This window comes from Flavobacterium flabelliforme, assembly GCF_017948675.1.
Classification (GTDB): Bacteria; Bacteroidota; Bacteroidia; order Flavobacteriales; family Flavobacteriaceae; genus Flavobacterium; species Flavobacterium pygoscelis.
This window is the reverse complement of sequence record NZ_JAGFBU010000003.1, coordinates 414,560-427,344: the sequence shown is the minus strand read 5'-3', so window position 1 is coordinate 427,344 and position 12,785 is coordinate 414,560. Positions and strand designations below refer to the sequence as shown.

Sequence of the window (12,785 nt, the reverse complement as noted above, 5' to 3'; positions counted from 1 at the left end):
TTATTATAAAAATTGCTCCGACAAATAAGTAGCAACACCATCTTGATCATTTGACAAAATGGTTTCAAGATGCGGAAGTGTATCCATCAAACTTTGAGGTGCATTTCCCATTATTAAAGCTTTTCCAGTCGATTTCAACATTTCTTCATCATTAAAACCATCTCCAAAGGAAATAGTTTCTTCAAAAATAAAATTCTCCAATTCTAAAATTTTACCTATAGCAATACTTTTATCAACGGATTTGTCCATAAATTCTAAACAAAAGGGAAGACTAAACGCATGATTAAACGTGTCAGCATAATTTGATAAAATTTTATCTTTCAAATCAACTAACTTTTGGTGATTATGGTGTGTAAAAAATAGTTTTATCGATTTAAAATCTTCCAATGTATTAAAATCAACGATTTCAGGTATGTATTTTGACTCTTCCGAAAAGCTATTCAGTTTATCATTATTATGATTAGTTTGCCAATTGTTTTCTTTGAAAAGTACGGAAGTAATCTCTGAATCAATATCAAGGTCAAAAATGCTTTTTACAATATCACTTTCCATATCTATTGAATACAAAAGTTCATTTTCTGGCGAGTGAATTCGAGCACCATTTGAAGTGACTAAATAAACGGGGCAATCTAAACCCGACACAATACTTTGTGCATCTAGATGATGCCGTCCGGTTGCCACAATTAGTAAATAATTTTGCTGGTGTAATTCTTGAAAAATAGCTTTGGTATAAGCAGAAATCTTATGGTCTGAATTGAGTAAAGTTCCGTCTAAATCCGTAATAATTACTTTAATTTTATCTTTTAATATCATTTAATTTTTGACTCTCCTATTTATTAATTCCAAATTTATTCAATTTTAAAGAGAATCACAACCTTTAGTTCTAGTTTAAAAATAGAGCATACAATTTAACTTTTAGTAATTAATTTATATTAAAACAAAGCAGTACTACTCCTATTTTGTATTCATAATTCATAAATAAATAACATTATGACAAAAATAGTTTAATTGTTGCATTTAAAATATAACAATTAAATTTAGTCGTTACCTTTGTAAAAACATATAAACACAACCCCATGAATACAAGTCAAAAAGAATTAGTAAAAGCTACAGTTCCTGTATTAAAAGCCAGCGGAAATGATTTGATCACCTACTTTTATGAAAGAATGCTAACTAATAATCCTGAGTTAAAAGATATTTTCAATATGGCCAATCAAGCCAGCGGAAAACAACAAAATGCTTTGACAGGAGCAGTTCTGGCTTATGCAGAGAATATTGATGATCCAACTGTTTTAATCAATACTTTAAAAGCCATTGGAAATAAACACGTGAGTTTAAATATTGCTGCTGAGCAATATGATATAGTAGGGAATCATTTAATTAATTCTATAATTGAAGTGTTAGGAGCAGCAGCAACTCCAGAATTAATTGAAGCGTGGACGTGCGCTTACAATGAATTAGCACAAATTATGATTAGTCTTGAAGCAGATATGTATCAAAAAAACAGCCTGAAAAAAGGCGGTTGGAAAGGTTGGAGATCATTTGTAATTTATAAAATTGTTGCAGAAAGTGACGAAATAAACTCCTTTTATCTTAAACCAGAGGACAATCAAGAAATAGCCGATTATTTCCCTGGGCAATACATATCAGTAAGCACTTTTATTCCAGAATTAGGCCATAAACAACCGAGACAATACAGTTTATCTTCTAATTCCAACAACGAATATTACAGAATATCTGTTAAAAAAGAAATGGGACAAAAAACACCAGATGGAATCGTTTCTAACGCTTTACACGACAAAAAGGAAGGAGATTTACTAGATGTAAGTGCTCCTGCTGGATTATTTTATGCAGATCCAGAAGCTAAAAATCCGTTGGTTTTAGTAAGTGGTGGAGTTGGTCTAACGCCAATGATGAGTATGGTAGAAACTAATAAAAATGCATTACAAAGAAACCAAACAGTATGGATTCACAGTTGTCGCAATGAAAATGTTCATGCTTTTAAAGATACCATTGAAGAGTTGAACAACGAAAAAACCTGGTTGACTTCCTTTGTTTTCTATGAAACTTTACCCGAAACAGAAACCAACGCGATTGAAGGAAGAATAGATTTACAACAAATAAAAGAAGAAATTCTTATTAAAGATGCAAAATATTATATTTGCGGACCTGCTGTTTTTATTAAAGTGCAGTATCAATCTCTAGTTAGTCTTGGTGTAAGCAGAGAAAATATACTTTATGAAGAATTTGGACCACAGTTATTAAGCCTTAATTAATATTATTTTATGAAATTGAATCACTTTACTGATTTTAGCATGCGCGTTTTGATGTATTTAGATCAAAAAAAAGACAATCAGCAAAGTTCGTTAGATGTACTAGCAGCTGATTTTAAAATATCACGCAATCATCTCATTAAAGTGGTTCAATTCTTAGCTGTCAATGAATTGGTTCATACTAAAAGAGGAAAAAATGGTGGTATTTTAATTGCAGCAAGAGCCCGAGAAATCCTCTTAGGTGATTTAATTCATCTTTTAGAACAAGACGATACGCCGGTTGTCAATTGTGATTCAAAACCCTGTGTATTCAAATCGCATAATTGTAAATTAAAATCAGTTTTTAATACCGCTTATCTTGCTTTTATAGAAAGCTTAAACCAATATAAACTCTCTGATTTAGAATTTACCAATTGGAGTTCTATATTTTAAAACAAAAAAGACTTCTCACGAAGTCTTTTTTGTTTAATCATTATTTTCAATCATTTTGTAGGCATCAATCACTTTTTTGACCAATCGGTGGCGTACAATATCTTTATCATCCAGATAAATAATTCCAATTCCGTCAATATCTTTCAAAACCAACAATGCTTCTTTTAATCCAGAAATGGTTCGTCTTGGCAAATCGACTTGTCCCGGATCACCGGTAATCATAAACTTGGCACTTTTTCCCATACGTGTCAAAAACATTTTCATTTGAGAATGGGTCGTATTTTGAGCTTCATCTAAAATTACAAAAGCATTATCAAGGGTTCTACCACGCATAAATGCTAAAGGAGCAATTTGAATAACGCCTTTCAAAATATAATCTTCTAATTTTTCATTAGGCAACATATCCCGTAAAGCGTCATATAAAGGTTGCATGTAAGGATCTAATTTTTCCTTCATGTCACCGGGCAGAAAGCCGAGATTCTCCCCTGCTTCTACTGCTGGCCTTGTTAGAATAATTCGTTTTACTTGTTTCTCTTTAAGTGCTTTTATTGCCATTGCAACTCCGGTATATGTTTTTCCTGTACCAGCTGGTCCCACTGCAAAAACCATATCATTTTTTTCCATCGTATCAACCAGCAATTGCTGATTGGGCGTCATGGCTTTTATAATTTTACCACCAACACCATGCACTAAAATTTTATCTTGACCTTGAAATTTTCGGTCTTCCTGAATATCGCCAAGAATGACACGTTCGATTACATTATTGTCAATATTATTATACCTCGTAAAATGAAGCATTAAGCGTTGAAATCTTTTCTCGAACTCGTCTAAGACTTCCTTTTCTCCAAAAGCTTTTAATGTTGTTCCACGCGCTACAATTTTAAGTTTGGGATAATATTTTTTTATTGTTTCAAGATGAGTGTCTTGAGCACCCCAAAATTCTTTTGGAGCGATGTCTATGAGCTCAATTATTCTTTCGTTCAAACTATCACGTTTTTTAAGTTAATTTAAAGTCAATCGAAATCCAATTCCTTTTGAATTGGTAATAAAATCTAATTTCTGTTTGTCAAATTGGTAATTACCAGTAGCTTTTGAATTATTATAATCAGCAACCACATTTTTTATTTTTTTAGAGAAACCAATCTTAATTGGAATAGCAACTAGAACTGCCGCAACTCCTACATAGGTTATTAATGAAGGGTAATTGTTTCCTTCATCTTGTAGAACATATTGTCCATTTCCTACAGGTTTTCCAGTTATTCCAGAATCTGTTACACCTCGAGCAAGATCAGCAATCAACAAACTAATTCCTCCAATCAACAATATGTTTCCAGCAGTTTTTTTAGACCTGCCCGCATTGTAATTTGCTAGTAAATTTTCATTATTAGTTAATAATTCTCTTACTTGGTTTGGCGAAATTTTCTGGTTTTCAGAATTTAATATATTCCCGTTGGATTTATAAATTAGCTTTTGTGAAAACGATTGTAGCGCACTAATTAAAAGTAAGAACGTAACTATTTTTTTTATCATATATTTTGGTTTAAATTCAATTAAAAATTATCTATTAAAAAACTTTAAATTCTTTAGCTTTGCACTTCTCAAATTTAACAAAATTTAGGTTTAGATAAACTAATAAATTATAAAAAAATTTATGTCAATAATTACCCTAACTACGGATTACGGCTTGAAAGACCACTTTGTAGGTGCATTGAAAGGGAAGATTTTATCCGAGTACTCCGAGGCGAAAATCATTGACATCTCTCATGACATAGACCCATTTAACACAGTAGAAGCGAGTTACATTATCAATGCCTCGTATTCTAGTTTCCCAAAAGGAACGGTTCATCTTATTGGCGTTGATATGGAATTGAATAAAGAGAACAAACATATTGTCATGCAATGGAATGATCATTATTTTATTGCTGCAGACAATGGCATTTTGAGCATGGTTTCCCAAAAAATAGTTCCTCAAAAAATAGTTGCAATAAACATACACGATCGTTTACCAACGGATTCTGCTGATTTAGATGTTTTTGTAAAAGTTGCTTGTCATTTGGCTAAGGGAGGTTTGATGAATATTATTGGAAAAGAAATTAATAGTATCAAACAAGTTACCGATTTGCAAGCTATAGCAGCAGCAGATGGTAATTCGATAAATGGACACGTAATATATATTGATCATTTTGGCAATATTGTTACCAATATTTCTAAGAAGTATTTTATAGAAATAGCCAGAGGAAGGCCTTATGAAATTGAATTAAAAACTAAAAACATTAAAACCATTTTACCTAATTATTCTGATATTGCAAGTTCTGAAAAATATCCAATAAAATCCTACGAGGGTCAAAAATTAGCTTTGTTTAATGAAGCAGGATTTTTAGAAATTGCTATTTTTAGAAGTAATCCTTCGACTGTTGGCTCTGCCTCTAGCCTATTGGGATTAAATCATAGATCAATTATCAAAATAGTTTTTCGTTAACATTATAAGCTGTTCTGAATTCAAAGTGTAGTAAAAAGTATAAAATCCTAAATATAAAGTAATAAAATGTTTGTACGAATTGTAAAATTAAGTTTTCACTTGGAAAACATTCCTGCATTTTTAGAAAATTTTGAATTGAATAAACAAAAAATAAGAAATGCACCAGGAAATCGTTTTTTAGAATTGTATCAGGATAAAAATAATAAATCTATTTTTTTTACCTACAGTTATTGGGAAACGGAACTTGATTTAGAAAATTATAGAAATTCGGAACTTTTTAAAGAAGTTTGGACATTTACTAAGAAATTATTTAATGACAAGCCAGAAGCTTGGAGTGTTGATAAACTTGCTTCTTTGCTTTAAGTTTTTTCTTGAAAGAAAATCTGGAATTTTAAAATTAAAACAACAATAACATAAAGAGGATTAGATTGTTTCAATCCTTACCATAAAAATATGAAATCAATAATATTACGAGAGGTAAAATCCTTTTTTGGCTCTCCCATTGGCTACTTAGTCATCGCTATTTTTTTAATCATAAATGGGCTTTTTTTATGGGTATTTGAGGGCGAATACAATATTCTAAAAACAGGTTTCGCTGATATGACCCCTTTTTTCACATTAGCACCATGGATCTTGATCTTTTTGATTCCTGCTGTAACCATGCGCAGTTTTTCAGATGAAAAAAAACAAGGAACATTAGAACTTTTATTAACAAAGCCTTTGAGCATTTGGGAAATTGTAAACGGCAAATTTATTGGTGCTTTACTATTAATTGTAATGGCAATTATTCCAACATTTATTTATGTTTGGGTGATCTATGGTCTAGGAATGCCAGAGGGAAATATTGATATGGGAAGTACTATTGGCTCTTATTTTGGACTCTTATTTTTAATTTCGGGCTACTCTGCTATCGGAATCTTTACTTCTACCTTGTCTGAAAACCAAATTGTAGCCTTTATTATTGCAGTTTTTTTATGCTTTTTTATATATTTTGGATTTGAAGGTTTAGCTACAGTTGTACCAAGTGTTTCCAATTTTATTGCTGCATTAGGAATGCAAGATCATTATAAAAGTATGAGTCGAGGTGTTATAGACACCCGAGATATACTCTATTTTGCCAGTATTACAATTGCTTTTCTTTCGTTTACTGTTTATAATCTAAAATCTTTTAAATCGTAATGAAAACAGCTAAAAAAAATAATTTAAAATCAGTTGCCTTTCTTCTAGTTGGTTTGTTTCTTTTAAACGCAATAGGAAATTCATTCTTTCATCGTTTTGATTTAACCAAAGACAAAAGATATACACTTTCAACCACTTCTTTGAATATCATTAAGCAAGTTGAAAATCCTTTGTATATAAAAGTTTATATGCAAGGCAATTTGCCTTCAGAATTCAAACGCTTACAACAAGAAACAAAGCAATTATTAGAAGAATTTCAAGCCTATAATAAAAATATAATTTTCGAATTTGTTGATCCTTTGGAGAACAAAGACGAAAGTATGGACCAAATCAAGCAGCTTTATCGCAAAGGATTGACGCCAATAAATATTACTGTTGATGATAAAGGCAAGCAATCCCAAGAAATGGTTTTCCCGTGGGCAATTGCAGTGTATAATAATAAGGAAGTAAATATTCCATTATTAAAAAACCTTATGGGTGCTTCTACGGCTCAGAAAGTAATTGGTTCGGTTCAGCATTTAGAATATTCTATTGCTGAAGGTTTGAATAAAATTACGAAGGCCAAACAAAAGAAAATAGCAGTTATCAAAGGAAATGGAGAATTACAAGACATTTTAATGGCTAAATTTCTTATGCAAGTGCGAGAAAGCTATTTTATTGGTCCATTTACCTTAGATTCAGTTGCAAAAAATCCTATTGGAAGTTTAGAAGCTTTACAAAAATACGATTTGGCAGTAATTGCAAAACCTACTGAAGCTTTTTCAGATGTAGAAAAGCAAGTGTTAGATCAATATATTATAAATGGTGGAAAAACATTATGGTTAGTTGATCAAGTTTCGGCAGAAATGGATAGTTTGTACAATGCCTCAGGAAGTACGTTAGCCTATCCTAGAGATTTGAACTTGAATGATATGTTTTTTAAATATGGAATTCGTATTAATCCTGATGTTGTAAAAGATGAGCAAGGAAGTCCTATAAAATTAGCTACTGGAGAACCCGGAAGCGCCACACAATACCAACAATTCAATTGGAAATTTGCACCACAAGTCTATCCAAGTAGTTCTCATCCAATTGTGAAAAATTTAGGTGGAATCAAATTTGATTTTGCTAATCCTATCGATACATTGAAAAACGGAATTAAAAAAACCATTTTACTGCAATCATCACCTTATTCAAAGAAAATAGGAACTCCAACCGAAATTAATCTTAATAGTGTTTCCGAGCAAACAACACCTGATGATTATTTGAATAAAGGTAATATTCCGCTTTCTGTATTGTTAGAAGGCAAATTTCACTCGATGTATGAAAATAGAGTTTTACCTTTTAATCAAAAAAACTTTCAAACAACGGGAAAAGAAAATAAAATGATTGTTATTGCCGATGGAGATTTGATAAAAAATCAGTTGGATAAAAACTTTCAACCAGTAGAATTAGGCTATGATCAACGTTCTGGAAATTTATATGACAATAAGGATTTTTTGATAAATTGTGTCAACTATCTACTGGATGATAACGGACTTATTAACATTCGAAGTAAAGATCTTGATTTACCATTGTTAGATAAAGAAAAAGTCTATGAAAATTATAGCAAGACACAATTCATAACTATCGGTTTACCAATAGTGATATTGCTGATTTTTGGATTCATTTTCACTTTTTTACGCAAAAGAAAATATAGTAAATAGATGTTGATAAAAAAGTTTCCAAACTAGAATAGTTTACGATATATTTGTAAAATGTATCGTATTTAGAATTTAAATAAATGCGTTAAAAAATAAAACAAAACAGATGAAATTTATAATATCGAGTTCGTACTTATTAAAGCAATTACAAGTATTAGGTAACGTGATCAACAGTAGTAACACCTTACCTATTTTAGATAACTTTTTATTTGAATTGGATCATAGTGTATTGACGGTTTCTGCTTCAGATTTAGAGACCACTATGTCTGCAACTTTAGGAATTGATTCTGAAAGTAAAGGTAGTGTTGCAGTTCCTGCAAAATTACTTTTGGAAATCCTTAAGACTTTCCCTGAGCAACCCTTAACATTCACTGTTGAAGAAAATAGTACTATAGAGATTAGTTCTAATTCTGGAAAATATGCATTAGCTTATGCTCCAGGTGATGAATTTCCTAAATCTGTTAGTTTAGACGATCCTTCAGTAACGCTTGTTCCTGCCGATGTTTTGGCAACAGCCATCAGTAAAACTATTTTTGCAGCCGGAAATGATGATTTACGTCCGGTGATGTCTGGAGTTTTCTTCCAGTTTTCACCACAAGGATTAATTTTCGTTGCAACAGATGCACATAAATTAGTAAAATACGCAAGAACAGATGTAACTGCGTCACAAGTAGCTGATTTCATTATGCCAAAGAAACCTTTAAATATTTTAAAGAATATTCTTGGAACTTCTGATGCGGAAGTAAAAATTGAATATAATGATTCAAATGCTACTTTTTCTTTTGACAACTACGTTTTAATGTGTCGTTTGATTGACGGTAAATATCCAAATTACGAAGCGGTTATTCCAAAGGAAAACCCAAATAAATTAATGATAGACCGTTCTCAATTTTTGAGTTCAGTACGTCGTGTAGCTATCTTCTCAAACAAAACCACACACCAAATTCGATTGAAAATTGCTGGTGCTGAACTAAATGTTTCTGCGGAAGATATTGATTATTCTAATAAAGCTGAAGAAAGATTGACTTGTGATTATCAAGGAGACGATATGCAAATAGGTTACAATTCTCGTTTTCTTACAGAAATGTTAACTAACTTGCAGTCTGATATGATCATGTTAGAAATGTCTTTACCAAATAGAGCTGGAATTCTAACACCTGTTGATGGTTTAGAAGAAGGCGAAACAGTAACTATGCTGGTAATGCCAGTAATGTTAAATAGCTAATAAAATATTTTAGTTATCAAAATACGCTATTAACCAAACCAATTTTTATATTTGAAAAAGCCGTTTCGATTTCTCGAAACGGCTTTTTTATTGCTATAAATAACCATTTGCTTGATAAATAACTTCTTTAATAATTAGTAATAGTTAGAAATTATTTTTTTAGAGGCAAATAAATTTCGATTACTGATTTGGGATTGTTCCATTGAAAACGGTAATCATATTTTTCAAAGTGCAAAAAACCTTTTTTTTCATGATCTTCAATCTTTAAATTCAAATCAGGAATAATCGTTTTATAAATATGATTTAGTGTTTGTTTAATATCTTGCATCGCACCTTGATGTACGAAAATTTCATAATTGCCTTTTGAAATTTCGAAATTAATAAAATGGTCTGGAAAAATTTGTTTGTTATTAGGAATAGCGGTTAGATAAAAATACTCGTTTTCAACTTTAAAAGTAATTCCATATTTAACCCAATTTCCAGAATACTGATTTAGATTGTGCTTTTTTAATTCTGCATTAAAGGCGATCCAATGTTTGCTAATAATTATAAAATTCTCTTTTTGAGATTTGGTTAATTGAGTTACCAATCCAGCTGTTTTTATGTTTTGTTCAATTGTCACCATTCTCAATATAGTAAATTCTAAATTCTATTAATTACTTCACTATTTTAATGCTAAATGACTCCCATTTTTTTCATTAAAAAAGTAGCACTTCTGTTTTTGCAAATTCCATCTCTAAGTTTATAGTCAAAATGCAGATCGTTATTGATGATTTCTACTTCAAAACATTTATTAGTTAATAAATCTGGATAATCATTAGTTGTCAAGCAAACTTCAATATCGTGCGTAGCAATCGCTCCTATGGCTTTTTGAGCAATTACCTTTTTAACCACTTCAATTGTCCCATTTCGCTTGTCATCAGAATTCGTTCCTCGCAATATTTCATCTAATAAAACAAAAGCGGGTTGCTTTTCTAATTGATCCATAATTTGTTTTAAACGCTTGATTTCAGCGAAAAAATACGATTCGCTATCTGACAAAGAATCGGATAAACGCATCGAAACTAAAACCGGTAAAGGATGCACATTGGCTTGCTTGGCACAAACTACTGAACCCATTCCTGTGAGAACCATATTAATCCCTAGACTGCGTAAAAATGTACTTTTTCCAGACATATTAGAACCCGTTAAAATCATAAAAGATTGAGGATAAAAACGAACATCATTTCCTATTCTAGTCGTTTGGTTCAATAAAGGATGACTTAAATCAGTAAAATCAATCTCAAAGTTGGTGTTTAAAGTAGGATAAACAAAGTCAGGATTGTTGTAGGATAAGTTCGCTAAACTATTTAGCACTTCAAATTCTCCTATAATTCCTAACCAATCTTCTAGCGCTTCGGCATGATCTGTTTTCCATTGCACTAATGATTTAAAAACATGCAAGTTAAAAAGAAAAGTTCCGTTAAAAAGAATTGCGGTTATCAAATTACCAATGGTATCCATATTAGAAAACAAACTTGATAATTGTTTAAAATGTACACTAGCATTTTCTTTTTTAAAGGTTAGTTTTTGCTGTAAACTGATGAGCTTTTGAGACGTAAATGTCTCCTCTTCAATTTTTTTCAACAGCAAACTATATTGTCCAATGGTTTTGTCAATATTAGAAGAATTAGCAACTTCAAGCTGAATTCTTTTCGTAAATACACCTAAAACGACAAGATTTATAACAAATAAATAAGACAAAATCGACGCAAAAGTAACATTTGATGTCACGATATAACCAATAATATTGAGCAGAAAAATAACGGGCAAAAAGTATGAGATAAAAACGGTGAACTTAGATAACGGTGCACTATTAAACAAACTCCATTTTAGTAAAGTTTGGTAATTGGATTGACTGTCATTGCTTACTTTGGCAAAAGCCAAAAATTCCTGACGCCAATCTAACTTTTCAGTAAGTTCTTTTATGGCTTCGTGATTCTGGATAATTTCTTCATTAGAAGATATTTTAAGCAATTTAGTAGCTAATATTTTTTTTCCGATGAAAGTAGCCGTACGATTTACATTCTGAAATAAAGAATGTTCTCCAAAAATATCTAAATCATAAGCGTATGGATGCTGAAAATCATTAAACTCAATTCCGTTTTCAAAAGGAATTTTTTCTCTCTCTAAATAGGTGATTTCATCTTTATTTATTGCAAATAAAGCTTGTGTCACTTGTTTCTTGAATTGTAATTTAGAATGTATTCGCATTAAAACTATAAAAGAAACAAAAAAAAGTATTGCAGAAGCAACATAAATTGTTGCACTCGTTTTGAGATAATAATAAATAGAAACTAAAAAAAGTACAATAGCAATTAGTCTAAAAAAACTAATAGTATTGTACTTTTTGTTAATTGTATTTAATTGAACTGAATATTCTTCCTTTTTGATTTTGTATATGTCCATTGCTACTTTTAGTGAATTACAAATATAATCAATTTGAAAAATGAATAGCAATGACAAACACAAAAACCAAGAGCAATTACGAAAATGAATTACAAAACTAAATGTCCTCTTTATTTAATTTTATAAATCCATTTTAGATAAAGTTCATTTAATAAAATATGCTTATTGCTTAATCAATTGGAATTGCTAGAATTGGAATTTCATTATTAACAGCAATTTTTTTAGTCAAACTTGGTTTAAAAAGTCCTTCAAAAAATCCTCTTTTGTAGGTAAGCATCGTCAAAATATCGAGCTCTTTATACATTATAAAATCTAAAATTATTTCTTGTACATCATCACTATGAATCACATAAAAATCTATTGGATCTGCACTAAATTCTTTTTCCCAGCTTTTAATAGTTTCTTTGGTAACATCAGAATTACTGGTTTTTACGTACAAGCATTTTACTTTAGCTTTGGTTTTTTTAGCAATATCTAGCACCATTTTAAGTGCTTTTTTATCTTTAGGTCTAAAGCGAGTAGTAAAACCGATGATCTCAATTTTCTTAAACTTGGCTTCTACTGGAACGCATAACATTGGCACATCAATACCTGTAATTACTGATCCTGTATTGGTTCCTATAAAAAAAGATTCCCATCCAGTAGCGCCAGCCGTTCCCATTACTACAAAATCAATAGCATCATCTTTAATTGATTTTTTTATGTTATGCAATAAATCACCATCCATAAGTCGATGTGATAGTTTAACTTTATCCAAATGGCGTTCTTCGGCAATGGCGCGAAGTTTTGGAATTTCGTTTTTAAACATCTCAAACTGGGACAACTCTAAAGAATTGTAAATCACAGCATAGTTTTCAGGAAAAAACTGATTGTCATAAACAGGTAGATCAAAAGTGTGTAAAAGAATGATTTCAGCATTTACCTTTTTTGCAAATTCTAAAGCGTGCACAAAAGCATTAGTTGCTGTTTCGGAAAAATCGGTTGGAAATAAAATTTTCTTCATTTTGTATAGTTTAAAATATATTTAATCAAATATTATTGAGTTTAAAAATTCTTCTCTTAAAAAG

The 12,785-nt window shown here is 30.8% G+C and carries 13 protein-coding genes; 7 read left to right on the top strand and 6 right to left on the bottom strand.

Annotation, left to right across the window (positions count from 1 at the left end):
* Nucleotides 1–3: 3 nt before the first annotated feature.
* Nucleotides 4–813, bottom strand: a complete 810-nt coding sequence (locus J3S90_RS10555; protein ID WP_210646167.1) for a Cof-type HAD-IIB family hydrolase — start codon at nucleotides 811–813, stop codon at nucleotides 4–6.
* A gap of 263 nt (nucleotides 814–1,076) precedes the next feature.
* On the opposite strand from J3S90_RS10555, the gene hmpA reads away from it, so the two are divergent.
* Together hmpA and J3S90_RS10545 are read left to right on the top strand one after the other, a co-directional pair.
* On the top strand, nucleotides 1,077–2,276 hold the full coding sequence (hmpA, locus tag J3S90_RS10550) for an NO-inducible flavohemoprotein (RefSeq protein WP_210646166.1): 1,200 nt from the start codon (nucleotides 1,077–1,079) through the stop codon (nucleotides 2,274–2,276).
* Nucleotides 2,277–2,285: 9 nt separating this feature from the next.
* Nucleotides 2,286–2,705, top strand: coding sequence for an RrF2 family transcriptional regulator (locus J3S90_RS10545; RefSeq protein ID WP_188050613.1), 420 nt, complete (start codon nucleotides 2,286–2,288; stop codon nucleotides 2,703–2,705).
* A gap of 33 nt (nucleotides 2,706–2,738) precedes the next feature.
* On the opposite strand, the gene J3S90_RS10540 is transcribed toward J3S90_RS10545, so the two are convergent.
* The gene (locus J3S90_RS10540; protein ID WP_188050614.1) at nucleotides 2,739–3,689 is read right to left on the bottom strand and encodes a PhoH family protein; all 951 of its coding nucleotides are present in this window, start codon (nucleotides 3,687–3,689) and stop codon (nucleotides 2,739–2,741) included.
* Between the two features lie 18 nt (nucleotides 3,690–3,707).
* Nucleotides 3,708–4,235, bottom strand: coding sequence for a hypothetical protein (locus J3S90_RS10535; protein WP_210646165.1), 528 nt, complete (start codon nucleotides 4,233–4,235; stop codon nucleotides 3,708–3,710).
* Nucleotides 4,236–4,356: 121 nt separating this feature from the next.
* On the opposite strand from J3S90_RS10535, the gene J3S90_RS10530 reads away from it, so the two are divergent.
* The 5 genes from J3S90_RS10530 to dnaN all read left to right on the top strand — a co-directional run bounded on the left by J3S90_RS10530 (nucleotide 4,357) and on the right by dnaN (nucleotide 9,270).
* Nucleotides 4,357–5,184 (top strand): SAM hydrolase/SAM-dependent halogenase family protein, encoded by an 828-nt coding sequence (locus tag J3S90_RS10530; RefSeq protein ID WP_210646164.1) that lies wholly within the window; start codon nucleotides 4,357–4,359, stop codon nucleotides 5,182–5,184.
* Between the two features lie 66 nt (nucleotides 5,185–5,250).
* Nucleotides 5,251–5,547, top strand: coding sequence for a putative quinol monooxygenase (locus J3S90_RS10525; protein ID WP_188050617.1), 297 nt, complete (start codon nucleotides 5,251–5,253; stop codon nucleotides 5,545–5,547).
* 90 nt (nucleotides 5,548–5,637) lie between these two features.
* Nucleotides 5,638–6,363 (top strand): gliding motility-associated ABC transporter permease subunit GldF, encoded by a 726-nt coding sequence (gene gldF / locus J3S90_RS10520; protein WP_188050618.1) that lies wholly within the window; start codon nucleotides 5,638–5,640, stop codon nucleotides 6,361–6,363.
* The gene (gene gldG / locus J3S90_RS10515) at nucleotides 6,363–8,048 is read left to right on the top strand and encodes a gliding motility-associated ABC transporter substrate-binding protein GldG (protein WP_210646163.1); all 1,686 of its coding nucleotides are present in this window, start codon (nucleotides 6,363–6,365) and stop codon (nucleotides 8,046–8,048) included. Before gldF ends, gldG begins: the two co-directional genes overlap by 1 nt.
* A 103-nt stretch (nucleotides 8,049–8,151) precedes the next feature.
* Nucleotides 8,152–9,270: a DNA polymerase III subunit beta gene (gene dnaN / locus J3S90_RS10510; RefSeq protein WP_188050620.1), complete on the top strand. Its 1,119-nt coding sequence runs from the start codon at nucleotides 8,152–8,154 to the stop codon at nucleotides 9,268–9,270.
* 151 nt (nucleotides 9,271–9,421) lie between these two features.
* Here the strand turns inward: dnaN and J3S90_RS10505 are convergent, their stop codons facing one another.
* The 3 genes from J3S90_RS10505 to J3S90_RS10495 all read right to left on the bottom strand — a co-directional run bounded on the left by J3S90_RS10505 (nucleotide 9,422) and on the right by J3S90_RS10495 (nucleotide 12,721).
* A complete protein-coding gene (locus tag J3S90_RS10505; protein WP_210646162.1) occupies nucleotides 9,422–9,895 on the bottom strand; it encodes a GyrI-like domain-containing protein in 474 nt (157 codons plus the stop codon).
* 50 nt (nucleotides 9,896–9,945) lie between these two features.
* Nucleotides 9,946–11,718 (bottom strand): MutS-related protein, encoded by a 1,773-nt coding sequence (locus J3S90_RS10500; RefSeq protein WP_210646161.1) that lies wholly within the window; start codon nucleotides 11,716–11,718, stop codon nucleotides 9,946–9,948.
* Nucleotides 11,719–11,887: 169 nt separating this feature from the next.
* Nucleotides 11,888–12,721 (bottom strand): universal stress protein, encoded by an 834-nt coding sequence (locus J3S90_RS10495; protein ID WP_210646160.1) that lies wholly within the window; start codon nucleotides 12,719–12,721, stop codon nucleotides 11,888–11,890.
* Nucleotides 12,722–12,785 lie beyond the last annotated feature (64 nt).

Coding starts and splice junctions, on each gene's coding strand:
- J3S90_RS10555 (WP_210646167.1), bottom strand. CDS start 813: ATGATATTAAAAGATAAAATTAAAGTAATTATTACGGATTTAGACGGA.
- hmpA (WP_210646166.1), top strand. CDS start 1,077: ATGAATACAAGTCAAAAAGAATTAGTAAAAGCTACAGTTCCTGTATTA.
- J3S90_RS10545 (WP_188050613.1), top strand. CDS start 2,286: ATGAAATTGAATCACTTTACTGATTTTAGCATGCGCGTTTTGATGTAT.
- J3S90_RS10535 (WP_210646165.1), bottom strand. CDS start 4,235: ATGATAAAAAAAATAGTTACGTTCTTACTTTTAATTAGTGCGCTACAA.
- J3S90_RS10530 (WP_210646164.1), top strand. CDS start 4,357: ATGTCAATAATTACCCTAACTACGGATTACGGCTTGAAAGACCACTTT.
- J3S90_RS10525 (WP_188050617.1), top strand. CDS start 5,251: ATGTTTGTACGAATTGTAAAATTAAGTTTTCACTTGGAAAACATTCCT.
- gldF (WP_188050618.1), top strand. CDS start 5,638: ATGAAATCAATAATATTACGAGAGGTAAAATCCTTTTTTGGCTCTCCC.
- gldG (WP_210646163.1), top strand. CDS start 6,363: ATGAAAACAGCTAAAAAAAATAATTTAAAATCAGTTGCCTTTCTTCTA.
- dnaN (WP_188050620.1), top strand. CDS start 8,152: ATGAAATTTATAATATCGAGTTCGTACTTATTAAAGCAATTACAAGTA.
- J3S90_RS10505 (WP_210646162.1), bottom strand. CDS start 9,895: ATGGTGACAATTGAACAAAACATAAAAACAGCTGGATTGGTAACTCAA.
- J3S90_RS10500 (WP_210646161.1), bottom strand. CDS start 11,718: ATGGACATATACAAAATCAAAAAGGAAGAATATTCAGTTCAATTAAAT.
- J3S90_RS10495 (WP_210646160.1), bottom strand. CDS start 12,721: ATGAAGAAAATTTTATTTCCAACCGATTTTTCCGAAACAGCAACTAAT.